The following is a 24048-nucleotide window of genomic DNA, read 5'->3' as shown; positions in this document are numbered from 1 at the left end:
ACTAAAAAATACATATAAGAGATAACAAATGCCTCAATCAATCTTACCCGAATTTTAAGGAAATAAAGAAATAAGCAAAAAAGCATAAAATACTTGCTTTTTTAGAGGATTTTGTTAAAATAGATAAGTAAAGTTAGACTGTATTGCCTACCGTCTATCTATAAAATATATTTTATTGGAGGCTTTTCCTAAAATGGCAAAAGAAAAATACGATCGTAGTAAACCACACGTTAACATTGGTACAATCGGACACGTTGACCACGGTAAAACTACTTTAACAGCAGCTATCACAACTGTATTGGCACGTCGCTTGCCTACTTCAGTTAACCAACCAAAAGATTACGCTTCTATCGATGCTGCTCCAGAAGAGCGCGAACGCGGAATCACAATCAACACTGCACACGTTGAGTACGAAACTGAAAAACGTCACTATGCCCACATCGACGCTCCAGGACACGCGGACTACGTTAAAAACATGATCACTGGTGCTGCTCAAATGGACGGAGCTATCCTTGTAGTTGCTTCAACTGATGGACCAATGCCACAAACTCGTGAGCACATCCTTCTTTCACGTCAAGTTGGTGTTAAACACCTTATCGTATTCATGAACAAAGTTGACCTTGTTGATGATGAAGAATTGCTTGAATTGGTTGAAATGGAAATTCGTGACCTTCTTTCAGAATACGACTTCCCAGGTGATGACCTTCCAGTTATCCAAGGTTCAGCTCTTAAAGCACTTGAAGGCGACGAAAAATACGAAGACATCATCATGGAATTGATGAGCACTGTTGATGAGTACATTCCAGAACCAGAACGTGATACTGACAAACCTTTACTTCTTCCAGTTGAAGATGTATTCTCAATCACTGGACGTGGTACAGTTGCTTCAGGACGTATCGACCGTGGTACTGTTCGTGTCAACGACGAAGTTGAAATCGTTGGTATTAAAGAAGATATCCAAAAAGCAGTTGTTACTGGTGTTGAAATGTTCCGTAAACAACTTGACGAAGGTCTTGCAGGGGACAACGTTGGTGTTCTTCTTCGTGGTGTTCAACGTGATGAAATCGAACGTGGTCAAGTTCTTGCTAAACCAGGTTCAATCAACCCACACACTAAATTTAAAGGTGAAGTTTACATCCTTTCTAAAGAAGAAGGTGGACGTCATACTCCATTCTTCAACAACTACCGTCCACAATTCTACTTCCGTACAACTGACGTAACAGGTTCAATCGAACTTCCAGCAGGAACAGAAATGGTTATGCCTGGTGATAACGTTACTATCGAAGTTGAATTGATTCACCCAATCGCCGTAGAACAAGGTACTACTTTCTCAATCCGTGAAGGTGGACGTACTGTTGGTTCAGGTATCGTTTCAGAAATCGAAGCTTAATTTAACTTAATTAAGTTCCCAAACGGCAGTTAGAGTCAGACAGCTCAAATTGTGAAGAGTCCTCAGGGACTCTTTTTTAGTATCTATAATTAAAGCGTTTTACTAGACTCGTGAAACTTTTAATTAACTATAATTTATGGTATGATAGATTAGTAAATAAAAAAAGAAGAGGTATGTGTAATGTCACGTAAACCATTTATCGCTGGTAACTGGAAAATGAATAAAAATCCAGAAGAAGCAAAAGCATTCATCGAAGCAGTAGCTTCTAAATTACCATCATCAGAACTTGTTGAAGCAGGGATTGCTGCTCCAGCGCTTACTTTATCAACAGTTCTTGAAGCAGCTAAAGGTTCAGAATTGAAAATCGCTGCTCAAAATAGCTATTTTGAGAATTCAGGTGCATTCACTGGTGAAAACAGCCCTAAAGTATTGGCTGAAATGGGTACAGACTACGTTGTTATCGGTCACTCAGAACGTCGTGATTATTTCCATGAAACTGACCAAGATATCAACAAAAAAGCAAAAGCTATCTTTGCTAATGGTTTGACTCCAATCATTTGTTGCGGTGAGTCTCTTGAAACTTACGAAGCTGGTAAAGCGGTTGAATTCGTAGGTGCTCAAGTTTCAGCAGCTCTTGCAGGTTTGTCAGAAGAGCAAGTATCATCACTTGTTATCGCTTACGAACCAATCTGGGCTATTGGTACTGGTAAATCAGCAACTCAAGACGACGCACAAAACATGTGTAAAGCAGTTCGTGACGTTGTTGCAGCAGACTTCGGTCAAGCAGTTGCTGACAAAGTTCGCGTTCAATACGGTGGTTCAGTTAAACCTGAAAACGTTGCAGAATATATGGCTTGCCCAGACGTTGACGGTGCCCTTGTAGGTGGAGCTTCACTTGAAGCAGAAAGCTTCCTTGCCTTATTAGATTTTGTTAAATAAATCACATGATATCTAAAGGCATAGCACTCTAGGTGATATGCCTTTTCTTATAGATAGTTAATAATAAGCTATTTTTGATTATTGAACTAGTAATCAGACTAGATTTTTATGGCTATTTTTTGTAGAATAGTTAAAGTAAATATTGGTATAGCCAAAATTAAAGGAGAAATTTTCTAATGGTAAAATTAGTATTCGCACGCCACGGTGAATCTGAGTGGAATAAAGCTAACCTTTTCACTGGATGGGCTGACGTAGATCTTTCAGAAAAAGGTACACAACAAGCTATTGATGCTGGGAAATTAATTCAAGCAGCAGGTATTGAGTTCGACCTTGCTTTTACATCAGTTCTTAAACGTGCCATCAAAACAACTAACCTTGCCCTTGAAGCAGCTGATCAACTTTGGGTACCAGTTGAAAAATCATGGCGCTTGAACGAACGTCATTACGGTGGATTGACAGGAAAAAATAAAGCAGAAGCAGCTGAACAATTTGGTGATGAGCAAGTTCATATTTGGCGTCGTTCATATGATGTATTGCCTCCAGATATGGCTAAAGATGATGAACATTCAGCACATACTGATCGTCGCTATGCTTCACTAGATGATTCTGTTATTCCAGATGCAGAAAACCTAAAAGTTACTTTAGAGCGTGCTCTTCCTTTCTGGGAAGATAAAATTGCTCCTGCTCTTAAAGATGGTAAAAATGTGTTTGTTGGTGCACACGGTAACTCAATCCGTGCTCTTGTAAAACATATCAAACAATTGTCAGATGATGAAATCATGGACGTTGAAATTCCTAACTTCCCACCACTTGTTTTCGAATTTGATGAAAAATTAAACCTTGTTTCAGAATATTACTTAGGTAAATAATCTAATCTTTATATAAAAAATTCAGGCCAAGTTGGCTTGAATTTTTTATTATTTATAACATTTTGAGTGTCTGTAAAAAACCATTTTTATGATACAATAGTAGTCAGAGTTTTTATAGCAAGGAGTTAATGTTGAATCGTAAAAAAAGGTATCGTCTCACTGTAAAAAAGCAAAATGCTAGCATACCTAGACGATTAAATCTTCTATTTTTTATTATTGTTTTATTATTTACTGTTCTAATTCTTCGTTTAGAGCAAATGCAGATTGGGCAACAATCATTTTACATGAAAAAACTGACAGCTCTTACGAGTTATACAGTGAAAGAATCAAAAGCGAGAGGTCAGATTTTTGATGCTAAGGGAGTTGTCTTAGTTGAAAATGATGAACGTCCTACTGTGGCGTTTTCTAGAGGAAACAATATTTCATCTCAGTCTATCAAAGAGTTAGCGAATAAATTATCACATTACATTACCTTAACCGAAGTTGCTTCAAGCGATAGAGCAAAGAGAGATTATTATTTAGCAGATAAAGCCAACTACAAAAAAGTTGTTGAAAGTTTACCAGATTCTAAACGTTACGATAAATTTGGTAACCATCTAGCCGAATCAACCGTATATGCAAATGCAGTTGCTGCAGTTCCAGTGAGCGCTATTAACTATTCTGAAGATGAGTTAAAAGTGGTTGCCTTATTTAACCAAATGAATGCGACACCAACGTTTGGTTCAGTGAAATTAAGTACAGGCGAATTAAGTGATGATCAAATCAAGAAACTGGATGCTGATAAGAAGGAACTGTTAGGAATTTCTGTAACAAGTAATTGGCATCGTCGTAAAAAAGGAACTTCTTTATCGGATATATTAGGTACTATTTCTACAGAAAAGGCAGGTTTACCAAGAGAAGAAGTTAAAAAATATTTGAAAAAAGGCTATTCACTGAATGACCGAGTGGGAACTTCTTACCTTGAAAAACAATATGAAGATGACTTACAAGGAATCAGACAAATTCGCAAAGTAGTTGTTAATAAAAAAGGTAAAGTTGTTTCAGATAATATTACGCAAGAAGGTAAGTCAGGAAGAAATCTTAAATTAACGATTGATCTTAATTACCAAAACAAAGTAGAAAGTATCTTGAAACAATACTATGGCAGTGAATTATCTAGTGGACGCGCTAGTTTTTCCGAAGGGATGTATGCAGTTGCTATAGAACCTTCAACTGGTAAAGTGTTAGCAATGGCTGGTCTGAAAAATGATCATGGGAATTTAGTTGATGACAGCCTAGGCACTATTGCTAAGAATTTCACGCCAGGATCTGTTGTGAAAGGTGCGACGCTATCATCAGGATGGGAAAATAAAGTTCTTAGAGGAAATGAAGTGCTTTATGACCAAGAAATTGCTAATATACGGTCATGGTTTACACGAGGTTTGACTCCAATATCTGCGGCACAAGCGCTAGAGTATTCATCTAATACTTATATGGTTCAAGTAGCACTTCGTTTAATGGGACAAGACTATAATACAGGAGATGCTTTAACTGATCGAGGCTATCAAGAAGCAATGGCTAAACTAAGGAAAACTTACGGCGAATATGGTTTAGGGGTTTCTACAGGATTAGATTTACCTGAATCAGAAGGTTATGTACCTGGAAAATACAGCTTAGGAACAACTCTAATGGAATCGTTCGGTCAGTATGATGCCTATACACCAATGCAACTTGGTCAGTATATCTCAACTATTGCGAATAATGGGAATCGTTTAGCACCTCACGTGGTTTCAGATATCTATGAAGGGAATGATTCTAATAAGTTCGCTCAATTGGTTCGTTCAATCACTCCTAAAACACTAAATAAGATAGCTATCTCAGATCAAGAGTTAGCCATTATTCAAGAAGGTTTTTATAACGTTGTCAATAGTGGAAGTGGCTATGCAACTGGTACGTCAATGAGGGGGAATGTGACAACCATTAGTGGTAAAACTGGTACCGCTGAAACATTTGCTAAAAATGTAAATGGACAAACAGTTTCTACCTACAACTTAAACGCTATTGCCTACGATACTAATCGTAAAATAGCAGTAGCGGTAATGTATCCGCATGTTACAACTGATACAACAAAATCCCATCAATTAGTTGCACGAGATATGATTGATCAATATATTTCACAGTTCACAGGACAATAAGAGAGGACATTTGAATGCTTTACCCAACACCAATTGCTAAATTGATTGACAGCTTTTCAAAATTACCGGGTATAGGTACTAAAACAGCAACACGTTTAGCTTTTTACACCATTGGTATGAGTGATGAAGATGTTAATGAATTTGCTAAGAATTTATTAGCTGCTAAGCGGGAATTAACCTATTGTTCTGTTTGTGGTAATTTGACTGATGATGATCCTTGCTTAATTTGTACAGATAAGACGCGTGACCAGTCTGTTATCTTGGTTGTTGAAGATAGTAAAGATGTGTCAGCTATGGAAAAAATTCAAGAGTATAATGGTTTGTATCATGTCTTACATGGCTTAATTTCACCTATGAATGGTATTAGCCCTGATGACATTAATTTGAAAAGTTTAATTACTCGATTGATGGATGGTCAGGTGACAGAAGTTATTGTTGCTACCAATGCGACTGCTGATGGTGAAGCTACATCAATGTATATTTCACGAGTCTTAAAACCAGCTGGTATCAAAGTGACACGATTAGCGAGAGGTTTAGCTGTTGGTTCAGATATCGAATATGCAGATGAAGTAACCTTGCTTCGAGCAATCGAAAATCGTACAGAGTTATAATTGTTATAAAGAAAAGGTTGGGAATCTCCTAACTTTTTCTTTTACAATACTAACTTTAAGTGGATTGATTTTTGAAAGTTAGGTTAAAATATGGTATTATTAAAAGGTCAATCTTAGATTAGATAGAAAAGAGAAGAAATATGTCAAAAGAAACATTGATCTTGCTTTACGGTGGTCGCTCTGCGGAACGTGAAGTATCTGTACTGTCTGCAGAAAGCGTCATGCGTGCTATTAATTATGATAAATTTTTTGTTAAAACTTATTTTATCACGCAAGTAGGTCAATTTATTAAAACACAAGAATTTGATGAAATGCCATCTTCAGATGAAAAGTTAATGACAAACCAAACTGTTGATTTAGACAAAATGGTTCGTCCAAGTGATATCTATGATGATAATGCAATTGTTTTCCCCGTTTTACATGGACCAATGGGGGAAGATGGTTCTATCCAAGGATTTTTAGAAGTTTTAAGGATGCCTTATGTTGGGACTAATATTCTATCTTCAAGCGTGGCTATGGATAAAATTACAACAAAACAAGTCCTTGCAACAGTAGGTGTACCTCAGGTTGCATATCAAACTTATTTTGAGGGTGATGATTTGGAACATGCGATTAAACTCTCTTTAGAAACTTTAAGTTTCCCAATTTTTGTAAAACCGGCTAATATGGGGTCATCAGTAGGTATTTCAAAAGCGACAGATGAATCCTCACTTCGCTCTGCAATTGACTTAGCTCTCAAGTATGATAGCCGTATTTTGATTGAACAAGGCGTGACAGCTCGTGAAATTGAAGTAGGTATTTTAGGCAATAATGATGTTAAGACAACTTTTCCTGGCGAAGTCGTTAAAGACGTCGATTTCTATGACTATGACGCCAAATATATTGATAATAAAATTATTATGGATATTCCAGCTAAAGTTGATGAAGCAACTATGGAAGCAATGCGTCAATATGCAAGTAAAGCTTTTAAAGCAATCGGGGCTTGTGGTTTATCACGCTGTGATTTCTTTTTGACGAAAGATGGACAAATCTTCTTAAACGAACTGAATACAATGCCCGGTTTTACTCAGTGGTCAATGTATCCCCTGCTTTGGGAAAATATGGGGCTAACTTATAGTGATTTGATTGAAAAGTTAGTTATGTTAGCTAAAGAAATGTTTGAAAAACGTGAGAGTCATTTAATTTAAAAAAGTTCAACTAAGTCTTTCTTAGTTGAGCTTTTTCAAATCTATGATATGTTATGAAAGTGTGTTATAATTTAGGAGTATATTCGTTTATAAGGGATAGCATACTATCTACAACATTGTTGCTAAATAATAGAAAAGGAAATGATATGAAGCTTAGTTTGCATGAAGTTGCTAAAGTAGTTGGCGCTAAAAATCAAGTATCAGAGTTTGAAGACGTTCCCCTGGGAAATATTGAATTTGATAGTCGTAATATCAGTGAAGGTGACTTATTTCTTCCCTTAAAAGGAGCAAGAGATGGACATGAGTTTATAGAGATGGCTTTTGATAATGGAGCAATAGCAACCATTTCAGAGAAGGAAATAGAGGGTCATCCTTATCTTTTAGTGTCTGATGCACTTAAAGCATTTCAAGTCTTGGCACAGTATTATATTGAAAAGATGAACGTTGATGTTATTGCAGTAACTGGCTCAAATGGTAAGACAACAACTAAAGATATGATAGCTGCAATCTTATCAACCACATATAAGACTTATAAAACACAAGGAAACTACAATAACGAGATTGGCTTACCCTATACTGTGCTACACATGCCAGAAGATACTGAAAAAATTATTTTGGAGATGGGACAGGATCATCTTGGAGATATCCATGTGTTATCTGAAATTGCAAAACCACGTATTGCTGTTGTTACTTTGATTGGTGAAGCACACTTAGAATTTTTTGGTAGTCGAGAAAAGATTGCAGAAGGGAAAATGCAAATCACAGATGGTATGAGTTCAGATGGCATATTAATTGCACCGGGAGATCCAATTATTGATCCATATCTTCCAGCAAACCAGATGACTATTCGTTTTGGTCATGACCAAGAATTGCAAGTGACAGAACTCAAAGAAGAAAAACATTCCTTAACTTTTAAAACTAATGCTTTGGAGCACCAATTACGTATACCAGTACCTGGTAAGTACAATGCAACTAATGCGATGGTCGCTGCCTATGTTGGAAAATTATTAGCAGTAGCAGAAGAAGATATAGTGGATGCTCTAGAAAATCTTCAACCAACTCGTAATCGCACCGAATGGAAGAAATCAGCCAATGGAGCAGATATTTTATCAGATGTTTACAATGCTAACCCAACGGCTATGCGATTGATACTAGAAACCTTTTCAGCTATTCCCAATAATGATGGTGGAAAGAAGATTGCTCTTTTAGCTGATATGAAAGAACTGGGAGAACAATCTGTGGATTTACATAATCAAATGATTATGAGTATCAGACCTGACTCTATTGATACTTTGATTTGTTATGGCCAGGATATTGAGGGGTTGGCTCAATTAGCAAGCCAGATGTTCCCAATTGGTAAAGTGTATTTCTTTAAAAAGAATCAAGAAGTAGATCAGTTTGATCAATTGCTTGCAAAAGTAAAAGATACTCTTAAGGAGAAAGATCAAATATTATTAAAAGGTTCTAACTCAATGAATCTTTCTAAAATAGTTGATATTCTTGAAGTAGGATAATAGAGGTGTTAGGGTAACAAGTTACCCTAACTTTTTGGTTTTTTAATCACGAATAATATTCAGTTTTATTGAGGAAAATAGATATGCTAAGCAGAAAACTGGTGATATATTCAGTTTTTTGATAATCTGTTTATTACGAACTATATTTTTAAAAATAAAACTTAAGTTCGTTTTTAGGAGGATTGTTTGAAAAATTTAAATCGTTATGTAGTTGCGGTTTCTGGAGTCGTTTTACATTTAATGCTAGGATCAACTTATGCTTGGAGTGTGTTTCGTAACCCAATCATCTCAGAGACTGGTTGGGATATTTCATCAGTTTCATTCGCTTTTAGTTTGGCTATTTTTTGTCTAGGAATGTCTGCAGCTTTTATGGGACACTTAGTAGAGCGTTTTGGTCCTAGGATAATGGGAATGATTTCTGCTATTTTATATGGAGCAGGGAATGTGTTAACAGGTTTAGCCATTGAAACTCAGCAGTTATGGTTACTGTATGTTGCATACGGTATTTTAGGAGGAATCGGACTTGGTTCAGGTTATATTACTCCAGTATCGACTATTATTAAATGGTTTCCTGATAGGAGGGGACTAGCAACAGGATTCGCTATTATGGGATTTGGCTTTGCTTCTTTAGTAACAAGTCCGCTTGCACAATCCTTAATGATTAGGATTGGTGTAGGTAAAACATTTTATATTTTGGGATTAGTATATTTTTTTGTCATGATGATTGCCTCACAATTTATTAAACAACCACCTCAGGAAAAAATAACTATTTTGACTCACGACGGTAAAAAGAATGCTATGAATTCACAAATTATTACTGGATTAAAAGCAAATGCTGCTATAAAATCAAAAACCTTTTACATCATTTGGTTGACTTTGTTTATTAATATTTCGTGTGGCTTAGGTTTAATATCAGCAGCTTCACCAATGGCACAAGATTTAGCAGGCTATTCCGCAGAATCTGCAGCCTTATTAGTAGGGGTACTAGGGATATTTAACGGTTTTGGACGTCTGTTATGGGCAAGTCTCTCTGACTACATTGGACGCCCGTTGACCTTTATAATATTATTTATTGTGAACTTTATTATGACTTCTAGTTTATTTTTGTCATTCAATGCTATTGTATTTGCAATAGCAATGTCTATTTTAATGACTTGTTATGGTGCAGGCTTTTCCTTATTACCTGCTTATCTAAGTGATATTTTTGGAACAAAGGAATTAGCTACTTTACATGGTTATAGTTTAACAGCATGGGCAATAGCAGGTCTGTTTGGGCCCCTATTGTTATCAAAGACATATTCATGGGGAAATTCCTATCAATTGACATTAATGGTTTTGGGTTTTTTATTCTTATTCGGATTATTGTTATCTCTATATTTAAGAAAATTAACAACTAAAGTTGTGTAGTATATATCTAATTTAAAATTCTTTGGTTTTACCAAAGAGTTTTTTCTTTGAAAAATAGTTTTGTCTTATAGCAAATAATTTGATATACTAAGTATCTAGTAAAAAAATGATAGAAAGATAATACTAAAATGATAGAATTCTTTTCTAATATCAGAACAGAGATTCCGCAGATGCCTTTACTTATCCATAGTTTGATTTTATCTGTCTTACCTTTTCTGATGTGGCTGACTTTGGTTAATAGAGATAAGCCTTTGTATAAAACTATTTGGAGTATCCTTTTAGGACTTCAGTTAATTACGATTTATACTTGGTTTTTCTGGGCAAAATTGCCTTTATCTGAAAGTCTTCCCCTTTACCATTGTCGAATAGGCATGTTTGTCGTTCTCTTGGCGAGGCCTGGAATATTAAAGGATTATTTCGCATTGTTAGGAGTAGTAGGTGGAGTATTGGCAATGATTCACCCAGACTTTTACCCTTACCAGTTTCTACATGTGACTAATATTTTCTTCTTTATTGGACATTTTGCTTTATTTGTCCTTAGTTTACTACATCTGATGACACAGTCCAATTTGGACAAATTAAATCCAAAATTGATTATACAACTAACGCTTCTCATTAATATGTCTTTGATTTTTATTAACCTCTTGACTGGGGGGAATTATGGCTTTATGATGAAGACACCAATACTAGGAATAACAAATCCCTTTTTAAACCTTTTTATAGTGACAACTCTATTAAGTTTTCTCGTCCTATTTGTTAAACAAATTTTCCAAAAAGTGAGAATGAGAGCTAGTCTTAAAACAGAAGAATCTTAATTATTTTAATATTATTATATTATCTAGCTATTAAAAAATAAATAGCTGGATAATGTTTTTCATTTTTAGCTATTTTTATGATTGACCGCTAATTATTAATCTGCTAAGATATAGTACGTAATAAAAACTTAACCGGTTAATTATTTTTGAAATATATTTTTTCTGGAGGAAAATAGTAATGAATAAATCATTCAATACCAAATTAGGTTTGGTAACTGTAGCGGTATTATCAGGTATTGTATTAACGTCTCAATTACCTGTGAACGCTAAAGCTGAGACACCAGTAATGGCAGCAAGTGCACAACAAGGTTTCCGTTTTGTAGCAACCGTTGTAGATAGTCAGACGCATGTCTTGCCGGGAAAATTGGTAACTTTGTCAGAGGTGACAAGTGGTCAGCCTAAAATTATTGCAAGTGTGAAAACGAATGATGCCGGACAAGCTATTTTTAATAATCTCCCTATAAAACGTAACCTTAGTGTGTCTGTTGATGGACAAGTAAAAGGATATACTATTCGAACTGACGTAGCAGGTTCTAGTAAAGCAGCTAGTTTTACAGCAACAGGAGTAGGGACAAATGAGCCAACGTATTCAAAAAAAACCATAGACATCACAGTGAGAGACCAGAATGCTGAACCTGTTTCAGGCAGGACAGTTACCTTAAAAACACAAGCTGGTCGTGAGATTGCTAGCTTGGTTTCTGGTGACAATGGATTAACTCGCTTTACTGATCGTTTACTAGATGGAACATTCTACCAATATTTTGTTGATGGGAAAAAAATTGGTGATATTGTACCTGGAGAATCAAGAAGTGCATATGTTAATGTTGCACCTAAAAAAGATTATTTTACCTTTACAGTCACTGCTTTAGATAAAGATGGACTTGTTGTTAAGGGAAAAGAAGTAACGTTGACTGATATTACTGATGGTAAAGCAGTAGCGCTTGCTTCTTTAAAAACGAATGATAATGGACAAGCTATCTTTACCAACCTACCATTATCAAGAAATATCAGTGTTTCAATTGATGGAAAATCAAAGGGCTATACTCTTCGAACTGATGTAGCAGGCTCTCATAAAGCGGCTGCATTCTATGTAGATGGTAAAGGTACCAAAGCACCTCAATTTAGTGCAGAAGCAGCGGTTGTAACTGTTTACGATGCTAATGGAAATACTATAGCAAACCAAGAAGTGACATTAACTAATTCAAATGGGACAATTGTTGCAAAAGGTTTGACTGAAAAAGATGGCAAAGCAAGGTTCGCCAATAAATTAATGGCAGGAACGTTATACAATATTTTTGTAAATGGTATTGAGATGCCTAAAACTGCCCTTGTTGGTAGTGATGTCAGTGTTTTTCTAACAGATAAACAAATTAAGAAAGAAAAACCTGTTACTCCTGATAAATTGGATAAAGAAATGAACCAAGAGAAGGAAAAGGAGCTCTTAGATACTCCAAAACCAGTACCACCTACTTCGAAACCAACAGCACCAATTAAAATTAAAAAGGACGATTCCCCTAAGAAGTTCACGAAAAGTCAATCTTCTAGTTTGAAGTCAAGTGTTAAGGCTATAGGTGCTAAGCCAAAAGCTATGACAGCCTTAGCTAAAAAATTGCCTAAAACTGGTGATCAAGCCATTAGTATTTTAACTTTGGTTGGTTTTATTGTAACAGGGTTAGCGATTATGTTAGGCTTCCTTAAAAAATCACGATCAAAATAATTTATTTTAGAAGCTTGGGTCTTTAGACACAGGCTTCTCTTCTTTCTTCGGAAATAGATTGAACTTGAAGAATGTTGTTAAATTCGCTATAATAATAAAGTTATAGACAAGATTATTGTTTCAGTTGAGACTACTGAAAATAATACTAAGAAATGGATAAAAGCTAAGGATTGAATATGACATTACAAGACGAAATCAAAAAACGCCGTACTTTTGCCATCATCTCTCACCCGGATGCTGGTAAGACGACTATTACTGAGCAATTATTATATTTTGGTGGTGAAATTAGAGAAGCAGGGACAGTAAAAGGGAAAAAATCAGGTACTTTTGCAAAGTCCGACTGGATGGATATTGAAAAGCAACGGGGTATCTCTGTTACTTCATCTGTTATGCAATTTGATTACGCGGGTAAACGTGTTAATATTTTGGATACACCTGGACATGAGGATTTCTCGGAAGATACATACCGGACCTTAATGGCTGTGGATGCAGCTGTCATGGTTGTAGATTCGGCTAAAGGTATTGAGGCTCAAACTAAAAAACTTTTTGAAGTTGTTAAGCATCGTAATATTCCGGTTTTTACGTTTATTAATAAATTGGACCGTGATGGACGTGAGCCATTGGATTTGCTTGAAGAGTTAGAAGAAGTACTAGGTATTGCTTCTTATCCAATGAATTGGCCGATTGGTATGGGGAAATCATTTGAAGGGCTTTATGATTTACATAATAAACGTTTAGAACTCTATAAGGGAGACGAGCGTTTTGCAAGTATTGAAGACGGTGATCAGCTGTTTGCCAATAATCCATTTTATGAACAAGTCAAAGAAGATATTGAACTTCTTCAAGAAGCAGGTAATGACTTTTCAGAACAAGCTATTCTTGATGGTGACCTAACTCCAGTATTCTTTGGCTCTGCCCTTACGAACTTTGGAGTTCAGACTTTTCTTGATACTTTCTTGGAGTTTGCTCCAGAACCTCATGGTCACAAGACTACAGAAGGTAATGTTATTGACCCCTTGGCTAAAGATTTTTCAGGTTTTGTCTTTAAAATTCAAGCTAACATGGACCCACGTCATCGCGACCGTATTGCTTTTGTTCGTATTGTTTCTGGTGAATTTGAGCGCGGTATGGGAGTTAATTTGACACGTACTGGTAAAGGTGCTAAGCTCTCCAATGTTACTCAATTTATGGCAGAATCACGTGAAAATGTGACGAATGCTGTTGCTGGGGATATTATCGGGGTTTATGATACAGGAACTTATCAAGTTGGGGATACCTTAACAGTTGGGAAAAATAAATTTGAATTTGAACCATTACCAACTTTTACCCCAGAATTATTTATGAAAGTATCAGCAAAAAATGTTATGAAGCAGAAATCATTCCACAAAGGTATTGAGCAATTAGTACAAGAAGGAGCAATCCAGCTTTATAAGAATTATCAGACAGGCGAATACATGCTGGGTGCTGTGGGTCAACTTCAGTTTGAAGTTTTTAAACATCGTATGGAAGGTGAATACAATGCTGAAGTTGTTATGACACCAATGGGTAAAAAGACTGTACGTTGGATTAACTCAGACGATTTAGACGAACGCATGTCTTCAAGCCGAAATATTTTAGCAAAAGATCGTTTTGACCAACCAGTTTTCCTATTTGAAAATGATTTTGCACTTCGCTGGTTTGCTGATAAGTATCCTGATGTGAAGCTTGAAGAAAAAATGTAAAATTTAAAGTCACTCAAATTTGAGTGACTTTTTAAGTTTTTTAGACTAAAATAGTTATAATACATAGAAAAGATTGGAGATTAACATGGGAATTTTTTCGGGATTAATGGGAAATGCTTCACAAATGGATACCGATAAAGTCGAGAATCAGTTATCTGATATTCTGATTTCAGATGAACAGGTTGATTTAGCTTATACCTTAATTCGTGATTTGATTGTTTTTACTAATTATCGTTTAATTTTAGTCGATAAACAGGGGGTGACAGGTAAAAAGGTTTCTTATAATTCTATACCTTATGCTTCTATATCACGTTTTACAGTGGAAACTAGTGGTCATTTTGATTTAGATGCTGAGTTAAAGATTTGGATATCATCAGCAATAGAACCAGCAGAAGTACTTCAGTTTAAGAACGACCGTAACATAGTGAGTATACAGAAAGCTTTGGCGACAGCTGTTTTAAAATAAACAATTTAGCAGTAGTGATTTTTATCACTGCTTTTATTTTGAAGTATAGTAGGCCTCAAGCATATATTTTGAAAACGCTGTATTTTTTTGATAAGATATTTTTTTGAGGAGTATTAAATAATGATAATAGAATTAAAGAGTGTTGGAAAAATTTTCCCAAAATCACAGTTTAGATTAGATGATATTTCTTTTAATATAGAAGAAGGCGAGATAGTTGGTCTGATTGGTTCTAATGGTACTGGAAAGAGTACTATTTTGAAGATGATTAATGGCTTAATCCCTTATGATAAAGGAAATATTTATTATCAAGGAAAAGAAGTGAAGTCTTTTTCTGATAATAAGTTACGTCAGATGCGTAAAGATATTGCTTATATTTTTCAAAATCATAATTTGTTAGCAGGAGAAAGTGTATATTATCATCTAGCTTTAGTTTATAAATTAAATCATCAAAAAGTAAATCATGACGCAATTAATGATATCTTAGATTTTTTAGGTTTGATGGATTTAAAACAGGTGAAATGCCATAGTTTGAGTGGTGGGCAGCAACAAAAAGTTGCAATCGCTATGGCTGTTTTGCAAAAACCGAAACTTATTCTATGTGATGAGATCAGCTCTGCCTTAGATACTAATAGTGAAAAAGAGATATTTAACTTGTTGTCTGATCTTCGTGAAAAATATGGTATCTCTATCTTGATGATTGCTCATCACCTATCTCTTTTAAAACAATATTGTGATCGTGTAATGATTTTGGATCACCAGACTATTGTAGATACTGTTGTTCCAGTGAAAGCAACTCTGAATCAATTAAAGTCAAACTACGTAGATCAAGTAAAGGAGTTTTTGTTACATGATTGACATTATTGAAAAACATGGCGAAGGTATCTTAAAATCATTTTGGGAAACCAATTTAATGTTAGGGTTAACCTTGATTCTTTGTTTTCTAATTGCTTTTCCAACAGGTATTTTATTGTTTTCATTGAGAAAGTCTTACTTGATTAAACATTCTTTAGCCTATCAACTACTAAATTTATTTTTAGGTACGTTACGGAGTGTCCCTTTCCTTATTTTAATTTTTATCTTAATCCCTCTCAATCGATTAATTTTTGGGACCTCATTTGGAACGATAGCGGCAATCTTACCTCTTACTTTGGTTTCAGTCAGTTTGTATGCACGTTATGTGGAACAAGCTTTATTAAATATACCTCAAGTTGTTGTAGATCGAGCTCTCAGTCTAGGGGCTAACAAGAGACAGATAATTTATTATTTTTTAATCCCCTCCATCAAGATTGACCTTGTTTTATCATTTACTGCAACGGCTATAAGTATTCTTGGCTACTCGACAATAATGGGAGTTATTGGTGCAGGAGGTTTGGGTGAATATGCCTATCGTTTTGGCTATCAAGAGTATGACTACCCAGTTATGTACTTGATTGTTGTCTTATTTATAATATATGTGTTTATCTTACAGAGTTTGGGCTATTTTATAGCAAACCGCTACTCAAGAAAATAAAAGAAAAGAGGAACTATGAAAAAATTACTTTCCCTAACATGTCTAATCATGATGTCTTTATGTTTAGTGGCATGTACTAAGCAAGCAATGTCGTCTAAGAAAATTAAAGATAAGAATAGTAAAGAAAAGGTGATTACTGTTGCAACTTACAGCAAACCTACATCTACCTTTTTAGATTTGGTTAAAGATAATGTAAAGGAAAAAGGATATACTTTAAAGGTTGTCATGGTCTCTGACTATATTCAGGCTAACATTGCTTTAGAAAACAAAGAACATGATGCTAACCTTTTACAACATGAATTTTTCATGAGTATCTTTAATAAGGAAAATGATGGTCATCTAGTATCAATTACACCAATTTATCATTCATTGGCTGGTTTTTATGGTCAACATTTGAAAAATATTGCCGAGCTTAAAGACGGTGCTAAGGTAGCGATTCCGTCTGATCCTGCCAATATGACTAGAGCTCTGCTATTATTGCAAGAAAAGAAACTTATCACCTTAAAGAATACGTCCAAAAAGACCAAGGCTATCGAAGATATTATTACTAACCCTAAAAAATTACGAATTGAACCTGTAGCATTACTTAACCTCAATCAGGCCTATTTTGAATATGACCTTGTCTTTAATTTCCCTGGATATGTGACAAAAATCAATCTAGTTCCTAAAAGGGATAGATTATTATATGAGAAAAAACCAGATATCCGTTTTGCAGGTGCCTTGGTAGCTCGTGAAGATAATAAAAATAGTGATAAAATAAAAGTACTTAAAGAAGTACTAACAAGTAAAGAGATTCGTCACTATATCACTAAGGAGATTCCAAGTGAAGCAGCCGTTGCGTTCTAGATAGATAAACTATGAACCCTCCTTCTTTATAGATGGTGGGTTTTTATTGCCTTTTTTCTATTTTCTGAAGCAACTAATAGAACTAGCAATTTATGAAAGCGTGTTATTTATTAGATTGACCTTATTTTATATCTTTTTACTTTTAATTGTGTTACACTAAGTAGGTTGTCAGAAAAGATAACTAATAAAGGTTCATAAGGCAGCTTCGCACTGTCTTTTAGAAAAGAGAAACATTTGAAATTTACAGAACTTAACTTATCGCAAGATATTCTTTCAGCGGTAGAAAAAGCAGGCTTTGTAGAGCCATCACCAATCCAAGAAATGACTATCCCACTTGCTCTTGAAGGCAAAGATGTCATTGGTCAAGCGCAGACAGGTACAGGAAAAACTGCAGCTTTTGGGTTACCAACTTTAAATAAAATTCATACTGAAGATAATACTATCCAAGCACTTATTATTGCTCCTACACGTGAACTTGCAGTACAATCACAAGAAGAATTGTTCCGTTTTGGACGCGATAAAGGTGTTAAGGTCCGCTCTGTTTATGGTGGGTCAAGTATTGAAAAACAAATCAAGGCATTACGTTCAGGAGCACACGTTGTTGTTGGAACTCCAGGTCGATTACTTGATTTAATTAAACGTAAAGCACTTAAACTTAATCACATTGAAACTCTTATTCTTGATGAAGCAGACGAAATGCTTAACATGGGATTTTTAGAGGACATTGAAGCAATCATTAGTCGTGTACCAGAAACACGTCAAACTCTTTTATTCTCAGCGACAATGCCTGATCCAATCAAACGTATCGGGGTTAAATTCATGAAAGATCCTGAGCATGTTAAAATTAAAGCAACTGAATTAACTAATGTGAATGTTGATCAGTATTATGTTCGTGTTAAGGAAAATGAAAAATTCGATACTATGACACGTTTGATGGACGTTGATCAACCAGAATTGTCAATTGTCTTTGGACGTACGAAACGTCGTGTAGATGAATTAACTCGTGGACTAAAATTACGTGGTTTCCGAGCAGAAGGAATTCATGGAGACTTAGATCAAAATAAACGTCTTCGTGTTATCAGAGACTTTAAAAATGACCATATTGATATTCTTGTTGCCACAGATGTTGCTGCGCGTGGTTTAGATATTTCAGGCGTTACACATGTTTACAACTATGATATTCCCCAAGATCCCGAAAGTTATGTTCACCGTATTGGACGTACTGGTCGTGCTGGTAAATCTGGTCAATCTATCACTTTTGTTTCACCAAACGAAATGGGATATTTGACAATTATTGAAAACTTAACTAAAAAACGTATGACTGGAATGAAGCCTGCTACTGCAAGCGAAGCATTTCAGGCTAAGAAAAAAGTTGCATTGAAACGTATTGCACGTGACTTTGAGGATCAGGAATTAGTTTCTAAATTTGATAAATTTAAAGCCGATGCTTTAGAATTAGCAACTCAATACACACCAGAAGAACTTGCTCTTTATGTCTTAAGCTTAACAGTTCAGGATCCAGAATCGTTACCAGAAGTTGAAATCACACGTGAAAAACCATTACCATTTAAACCATCAGGTGGTGGCTTTAAAGGTAAAGGTGGACGAGGCAATGGCCGTGGTGGCGATCGTCGACGCAATGATCGTGGTGATCGTCGTGGAAATCGTGACCGTGATGATCGTGGTGGTCGTTGTGATTTTAAACGTCGTGATGATAAGTTCAAGAAAGATAATCGTCGTCAAGAAAATAAAAAACCTCATAAAAACACTTCAAGTGAAAAACAAACTGGATTTGTTATTCGCAACAAAGGCGATAAATAAGAGGATTATGAAAAAGGAGTTGCTGAGCGACTCCTTTTTAATTTTTTGTAAGATAAAGCGTAGATAGTGATATCCATAAAATTGCCTTATAACTTTAAGAATGAAGACAAAAGATTAAAGTGAGGTTGAAATTTAAAAGTTAAAGAAGCGAGGATAGGCTCATTACACTTAGTATATTATCGTATTATTGTTCATTTTTATGTTGTTTAATATAAGTCAATTTTGCTTGCCGAGTCTTTTGTTTAAATAATGCTTCTGCCCTCATTGCTTCTTGTTTGCTATTAAAAGCTTCAGAATAAAGAAGTTTTACTGGCAATCTCGCACGAGTATATTTAGCACCTTTTCCAGTATTGTGTGTATTGAGACGGCGCTTGACATCTGTAGTATAACCTGTATAAAGTGTTCCATCTGAACATTCTAAAACATACATATAAGCAGGAACTTTAATCATGAGATTTTCCGTTTTCTCCGAAATATATATCAAAAATAGTCTCAGTATAGTCTCCATTATCTTGATGAACAACAAGAGGAGGAAGTATTTTCATACCTTCTGTCGAGCCATCTTTAATAGCTTCAATTAAAAGCATATTAGCATCTTTTCCTAATTTTGGATAAACAAATTGGATACGTTTAGGTGCTAAATTGAACTGACGCATCGTATCAATAATTTCAAGGAAACGGTCTGGACGATGTACCATAGCGATACGTCCTTTTGTTTTTAGAGCATGTTGAGCAATTTGACAAATCTCTCTAAGGTTTGTTGTTATTTCGTGTCTTGCAAGGAGATAATGCGGGCTTAGATTTTTTTTAGAGGTTTCGCTTGCTTTGAAATAAGGTGGATTGCAAAGCATTAAATCAACGTTTGAACGTTGAACATGATCAAGAAGATTTTTTAAATCATCATTAATCATAGTAACCTGTTTTTCCAATTTATTGAGCTTAATCGAACGCTTAGCCATATCCGCAAGGCTCTCTTGTAGTTCGATCTCTATAATTGTCGCATTTGTTTTGGTGCTGGCAAACAAACCGACAGCACCATTACCACTACATAAGTCAACGATAAGACCACGAGAAGGAAGTTTAGGGAACCGAGACAATAAAACACTATCTATGGAATAGGAAAAAACTTCTTTGTTTTGGATGATTTTGACATCAGTTGAAAAAAGCTGATCAATGCGTTCATTTTCTTTTAAAATTGTATCTATCATAGGCTTATTATAGCAAAATTACAGCTTCCTAGCACTAGTTTTGAAAGTGTGGAGGTTGATTTTAAGATAATTCTTTCTAAAAAAAAGGAAGCATGATAAAATAGAAGTTACTTGATGAAAGGTAGAGGAGAAACATGTTCTATACTTACTTACGTACTTTAGTTATGTTCTTGATTTGGGTGGCTAATGGTAATGCGCACTATCATAATGAAGATAAAATGTTAAAAGATGATGAAAATTATATTTTAGTAGCTCCACACAGAACATTTTGGGATCCTGTGTACATGGCTTTTGCTGCTAGACCCAAACAGTTTATTTTTATGGCCAAAAAAGAATTATTCACGAATCGTTTGTTTGGTTGGTGGATTAAAATGTGTGGTGCTTTCCCTATTGATCGTGAAAAGCCAGGGCAAGATGCTATTCGATATCCTGTAAAGATGCTGAAAAATAGCAACCGTTCTTTGGTGATGTTTCCGAGTGGAAGCCGCCACTCCAAAGATGTCAAAGGAGGCGTAGCTGTTATTGCAAAAATGGCAAAAGTCAGAATTATGCCAGCAGCATATAGAGGTCCTATGGTTTTTAAAAATCTATTAAAGGGGCATCGTGTTGATATGAATTTTGGTAACCCTATTGATGTTTCTGATATTAAGCGTATGGATGCCGAAGGGATTGCAGAAGTATCTCGTCGTATTCAGGAAGAATTTGATCGTTTAGATAGAGAAAATGAAACTTATGATGATGGTAAGAAATTAAATCCATTGACTTATATTTATCGTCTACCTTTAGCAATTATAGCTATTGTCTTGCTTGTCCTAACTCTAATTTTTAGTTATTTAGCAAGCTTTGTGTGGGATCCACAAAAACATCTAAAATAAGGGTTACATGGAAACTATTTACTTTTTAGTAAATAGTTTTTTGGGTTTTTAATAGGAAAATCTCTTTAGTTACGAATAAGTAAATGGAGGAATATTTTTATGTTTGAAATAGTATTGGAAAAAATTAAATCGCATAAATGGGAGACAACAGGAATTATTGTAGGACTCTTATTATTTGGAATTTTGGGTTTAAATCATTTTGGCACTCATCATAAAGAAGACAATTTAAATATCAATTTAGAGAAAAAAGTATCAACTATAACAGAAAAAAAGGTACCAATGATTAGTCACGTCAAAGATAAAGTATCTAATCAAGTAACGGTTGACGTAAAAGGGGCAGTCAATCATCCAGGTGTTTATAGTTTGCCTTCTCAAAGTCGTGTAACAGATGCGATTAAGCGTGCAGGTGGACTAAGCAATCTCGCTGATAGTAAATCCGTTAATCTAGCACAGAAATTACAAGATGAGACGGTTATCTATGTTGCTCAAAAAGGTGAAAAAATAACTGTTGTGGAAGAGGAGAAAGCAAATAATATCGCTACTCAGGGAAATAGTAAGGGGAAAATTAATCTTAATAAAGCAGATTTATCAAGTCTTCAGACCATATCAGGCGTTGGGGCTAAAAGAGCTCAAGATATTTTAGATTATCGTGATAGTCAAGGTGGTTTTAAAACTATTGATGACCTCAAAAACGTATCAGGTATTGGTGAGAAAACACTAGAAAAATTACGTCAAGATGTTACAATTGACTAAGTATTTTCCTCTAAAACCTATTTATTTAGCATTGTTGGTCTTCCAAATTTACTTACTAGTGTTTTCTTGGACAATGCTTGGTTGTGCCTTTCTTTTATTTTCTTTAATTTTTCTGATTTATCAATATGATCGTGAAACTATTTTTAAAACAATAGCAATAGTAATTTTTTTCTTATTTTATTTTTTATGGCAAAATCACAATATGAATGTCCAATATCAAAGAGTACCGAATCATATTAGCCAGATTAAAGTGCGTATTGATACTATTTCTATCAATGGTGATGTTTTATCATTCCAGGCAGATGCTTCAGGTAACACTTATCAAGCTTTTTACACATTAAAAAATAAAAGTGAGAAAGATTATTTTCAAAATCTTGATAATAATATAATGATAATTGCAGATATCAAACTTGAAGAAGCAGAGGAGAGAAGGCATTTTAATGGCTTTGATTATCGTCAGTATTTAAAAAGACATGGAATTTATCGTATCGCCAAAGTGACAAAGATAAAACAGATACGCTTATTTCAACATAGGTCTTTCTTTGCTCTTATGTCTAAGTGGCGTAGAAGTGCAATTGTTATTAGTCAAACTTTTCCAAATCCTATGCGTCACTATATGTCAGGGCTTTTGTTTGGATATCTAGATAAGACCTTTGATGACATGTCCGATTTATATAGTAGTCTAGGTATTATACATTTATTTGCTTTGTCAGGTATGCAAGTAGGTTTTTTTCTCGGTATTTTTCGTTATATCTGTCTACGTATTGGCTTACGTCTAGACCATGTTTGGTTACTTCAAATACCATTCTCGCTAATTTATGCTGGTTTAACAGGCTTTAGTATCTCAGTCGTTAGGGCACTTATTCAATCTTTATTATCACATAGCGGTGTCAAGAAAGATGAGAACTTTGCTCTCTGCTTGTTAATTTGTCTTATCTCCCTCCCCCACTCACTTTTGACTACGGGAGGAGTTCTTAGCTTTGCTTATGCTTTTATACTTACGATGACCTCCTTTGATCATTTTTCGAGTATAAAAAAAGTAGCTATCGAATCTTTGACAGTCTCTGTAGGAATTCTTCCCATACTAACCTACTATTTTTCGGGTTTTCAACCAATATCAATTATATTAACAGCACTTTTATCTTTTGCATTTGATATTATATTTTTGCCTTTATTAACTGTTATATTTGTCTTATCGCCTATCGTTAAATTAAGTTGTATTAATAGTTTGTTTGAAATCCTAGAAGTGTTATTAAAATGGACTGGGCAACTGTTTCCAAGGCCACTTATTTTTGGAAAGCCCAGCCTTTTTCTTTTAATAGTCATGATTATAATTTTGGGATTACTTTATGATTATTATCATTCTAAATGTTTTCGTTATTGCTCCCTTCTTATTATCTTTACCTTGTTTTTTATCACTAAGAATCCAATTACTAACGAGGTTGCGATTTTAGATGTTGGACAGGGAGATAGTATTTTAGTGAGGGATTGGTTAGGAAAAACAATTTTAATTGATACTGGGGGAAGGGTGAGATTTGAACAGCCTGAAGAATGGAAACAAAAAGTAAATCAGTCTAATGCTAAGAGAACGCTCATTCCTTACTTGAAAAGCAGAGGTATTAGCAAGATAGATGATTTAGTGATAACTCATACCGATACAGATCATATGGGGGATATGGAAGTTATCTCAAAGCATTTTAAAGTTGCACGTTTGATTACAAGTTCAGGTTCTTTAACGAATTCGCAGTACGTTAAGCATTTATCAAAGATAGGTGTAGCGGTAAAATCTATAGAAGCCGGTGATAAACTTGCTGTCATGGGAAGTTATTTACAAGTACTTTACCCATGGCACAAGGGTGATGGAAAAAATAATGATTCAATTGTTTTATATGGACATTTATTAGGAAAAGGCTTCTTATTTACCGGTGATTTGGAGGAAGAGGGAGAAAAGCAGTTATTAGAAGCTTATCCTAATTTATCAGTAGATATCCTTAAAGCAGGACATCATGGTTCTAAGGGCTCATCAAGTCTATCCTTTCTGAAAAAGTTGTCTCCTAGTGTGGTTCTAGTTTCAGCTGGTAAAAATAATCGTTACCAGCATCCTCATCAAGAGACTTTACAAAGGTTCCAAAAGATTAAAAGCAAGATTTTCCGAACGGATCAATCAGGTACAATTAGGCTAACAGGATGGTGGAAGTGGCATATTCAGACAGTTCGTTGATTTA

Annotated in this window: 21 protein-coding genes; 19 read left to right on the top strand and 2 right to left on the bottom strand. The window is 35.0% G+C overall.

Features of this window, described 5'->3' with window-relative positions; translation table 11 throughout:
* The first annotated feature begins 193 nt into the window (after positions 1-193).
* The 16 genes from tuf to EGX70_RS03580 all read left to right on the top strand — a co-directional run bounded on the left by tuf (position 194) and on the right by EGX70_RS03580 (position 18987).
* The gene (gene tuf / locus EGX70_RS03655) at positions 194-1390 is read left to right on the top strand and encodes an elongation factor Tu (RefSeq protein WP_001040730.1); all 1197 of its coding nucleotides are present in this window, start codon (positions 194-196) and stop codon (positions 1388-1390) included.
* A 180-nt stretch (positions 1391-1570) separates the two neighbouring features.
* Complete coding sequence (gene tpiA / locus EGX70_RS03650; RefSeq protein WP_000087883.1) at positions 1571-2329, top strand: triose-phosphate isomerase; 759 nt, start codon at positions 1571-1573, stop codon at positions 2327-2329.
* 176 nt (positions 2330-2505) lie between these two features.
* On the top strand, positions 2506-3198 hold the full coding sequence (locus tag EGX70_RS03645) for a phosphoglycerate mutase (RefSeq protein ID WP_000240135.1): 693 nt from the start codon (positions 2506-2508) through the stop codon (positions 3196-3198).
* A gap of 128 nt (positions 3199-3326) precedes the next feature.
* The gene (pbp2b, locus tag EGX70_RS03640) at positions 3327-5372 is read left to right on the top strand and encodes a penicillin-binding protein PBP2B (protein WP_000934666.1); all 2046 of its coding nucleotides are present in this window, start codon (positions 3327-3329) and stop codon (positions 5370-5372) included.
* Positions 5373-5386: 14 nt separating this feature from the next.
* Complete coding sequence (gene recR / locus EGX70_RS03635; RefSeq protein WP_000966735.1) at positions 5387-5983, top strand: recombination mediator RecR; 597 nt, start codon at positions 5387-5389, stop codon at positions 5981-5983.
* A gap of 140 nt (positions 5984-6123) precedes the next feature.
* Positions 6124-7170 (top strand): D-alanine--D-alanine ligase, encoded by a 1047-nt coding sequence (locus EGX70_RS03630; protein WP_000032511.1) that lies wholly within the window; start codon positions 6124-6126, stop codon positions 7168-7170.
* Positions 7171-7316: 146 nt separating this feature from the next.
* Positions 7317-8684 (top strand): UDP-N-acetylmuramoyl-tripeptide--D-alanyl-D-alanine ligase, encoded by a 1368-nt coding sequence (gene murF / locus EGX70_RS03625; RefSeq protein ID WP_123947931.1) that lies wholly within the window; start codon positions 7317-7319, stop codon positions 8682-8684.
* 186 nt (positions 8685-8870) lie between these two features.
* The gene (locus EGX70_RS03620) at positions 8871-10091 is read left to right on the top strand and encodes an OFA family MFS transporter (RefSeq protein ID WP_123947929.1); all 1221 of its coding nucleotides are present in this window, start codon (positions 8871-8873) and stop codon (positions 10089-10091) included.
* Positions 10092-10219: 128 nt separating this feature from the next.
* A complete protein-coding gene (locus tag EGX70_RS03615) occupies positions 10220-10906 on the top strand; it encodes a YwaF family protein (RefSeq protein ID WP_000569006.1) in 687 nt (228 codons plus the stop codon).
* A gap of 178 nt (positions 10907-11084) precedes the next feature.
* The gene (locus EGX70_RS03610; RefSeq protein ID WP_123947927.1) at positions 11085-12623 is read left to right on the top strand and encodes an LPXTG cell wall anchor domain-containing protein; all 1539 of its coding nucleotides are present in this window, start codon (positions 11085-11087) and stop codon (positions 12621-12623) included.
* Positions 12624-12799: 176 nt separating this feature from the next.
* A complete protein-coding gene (locus tag EGX70_RS03605; RefSeq protein WP_000174832.1) occupies positions 12800-14344 on the top strand; it encodes a peptide chain release factor 3 in 1545 nt (514 codons plus the stop codon).
* 85 nt (positions 14345-14429) lie between these two features.
* Complete coding sequence (locus EGX70_RS03600; RefSeq protein ID WP_000510901.1) at positions 14430-14810, top strand: PH domain-containing protein; 381 nt, start codon at positions 14430-14432, stop codon at positions 14808-14810.
* 120 nt (positions 14811-14930) lie between these two features.
* Complete coding sequence (locus EGX70_RS03595) at positions 14931-15665, top strand: ATP-binding cassette domain-containing protein (protein WP_000582850.1); 735 nt, start codon at positions 14931-14933, stop codon at positions 15663-15665.
* Complete coding sequence (locus EGX70_RS03590) at positions 15658-16320, top strand: methionine ABC transporter permease (RefSeq protein ID WP_123947925.1); 663 nt, start codon at positions 15658-15660, stop codon at positions 16318-16320. The genes EGX70_RS03595 and EGX70_RS03590 overlap by 8 nt, the downstream gene beginning before the upstream one ends.
* 15 nt (positions 16321-16335) lie before the next feature.
* Positions 16336-17166: a MetQ/NlpA family ABC transporter substrate-binding protein gene (locus tag EGX70_RS03585; RefSeq protein ID WP_000735504.1), complete on the top strand. Its 831-nt coding sequence runs from the start codon at positions 16336-16338 to the stop codon at positions 17164-17166.
* Between the two features lie 234 nt (positions 17167-17400).
* Positions 17401-18987, top strand: coding sequence for a DEAD/DEAH box helicase (locus tag EGX70_RS03580; protein WP_000673089.1), 1587 nt, complete (start codon positions 17401-17403; stop codon positions 18985-18987).
* 184 nt (positions 18988-19171) lie between these two features.
* Here EGX70_RS03580 and EGX70_RS03575 read toward each other — a convergent pair whose 3' ends face one another.
* Together EGX70_RS03575 and EGX70_RS03570 are read right to left on the bottom strand one after the other, a co-directional pair.
* The gene (locus EGX70_RS03575; RefSeq protein ID WP_000598736.1) at positions 19172-19438 is read right to left on the bottom strand and encodes a GIY-YIG nuclease family protein; all 267 of its coding nucleotides are present in this window, start codon (positions 19436-19438) and stop codon (positions 19172-19174) included.
* Positions 19431-20195, bottom strand: a complete 765-nt coding sequence (locus EGX70_RS03570; protein WP_000567425.1) for a tRNA1(Val) (adenine(37)-N6)-methyltransferase — start codon at positions 20193-20195, stop codon at positions 19431-19433. The genes EGX70_RS03575 and EGX70_RS03570 overlap by 8 nt, the downstream gene beginning before the upstream one ends.
* Before the next feature lie 134 nt (positions 20196-20329).
* Here EGX70_RS03570 and EGX70_RS03565 point away from each other — a divergent pair, with 134 nt between their 5' ends.
* The 3 genes from EGX70_RS03565 to EGX70_RS03555 all read left to right on the top strand — a co-directional run bounded on the left by EGX70_RS03565 (position 20330) and on the right by EGX70_RS03555 (position 24044).
* A complete protein-coding gene (locus tag EGX70_RS03565; RefSeq protein ID WP_000500220.1) occupies positions 20330-21070 on the top strand; it encodes a 1-acyl-sn-glycerol-3-phosphate acyltransferase in 741 nt (246 codons plus the stop codon).
* Between the two features lie 99 nt (positions 21071-21169).
* Positions 21170-21823 (top strand): helix-hairpin-helix domain-containing protein, encoded by a 654-nt coding sequence (locus EGX70_RS03560; RefSeq protein ID WP_000461744.1) that lies wholly within the window; start codon positions 21170-21172, stop codon positions 21821-21823.
* Positions 21807-24044, top strand: a complete 2238-nt coding sequence (locus tag EGX70_RS03555; RefSeq protein ID WP_123947923.1) for a DNA internalization-related competence protein ComEC/Rec2 — start codon at positions 21807-21809, stop codon at positions 24042-24044. The genes EGX70_RS03560 and EGX70_RS03555 overlap by 17 nt, the downstream gene beginning before the upstream one ends.
* The last annotated feature ends 4 nt before the right edge of the window (positions 24045-24048 follow it).

This window comes from Streptococcus sp. FDAARGOS_522, from assembly GCF_003812445.1.
Taxonomy (GTDB): Bacteria; Bacillota; Bacilli; order Lactobacillales; family Streptococcaceae; genus Streptococcus; species Streptococcus agalactiae.
This window is presented reverse-complemented; position numbering and strand designations above follow the sequence as displayed.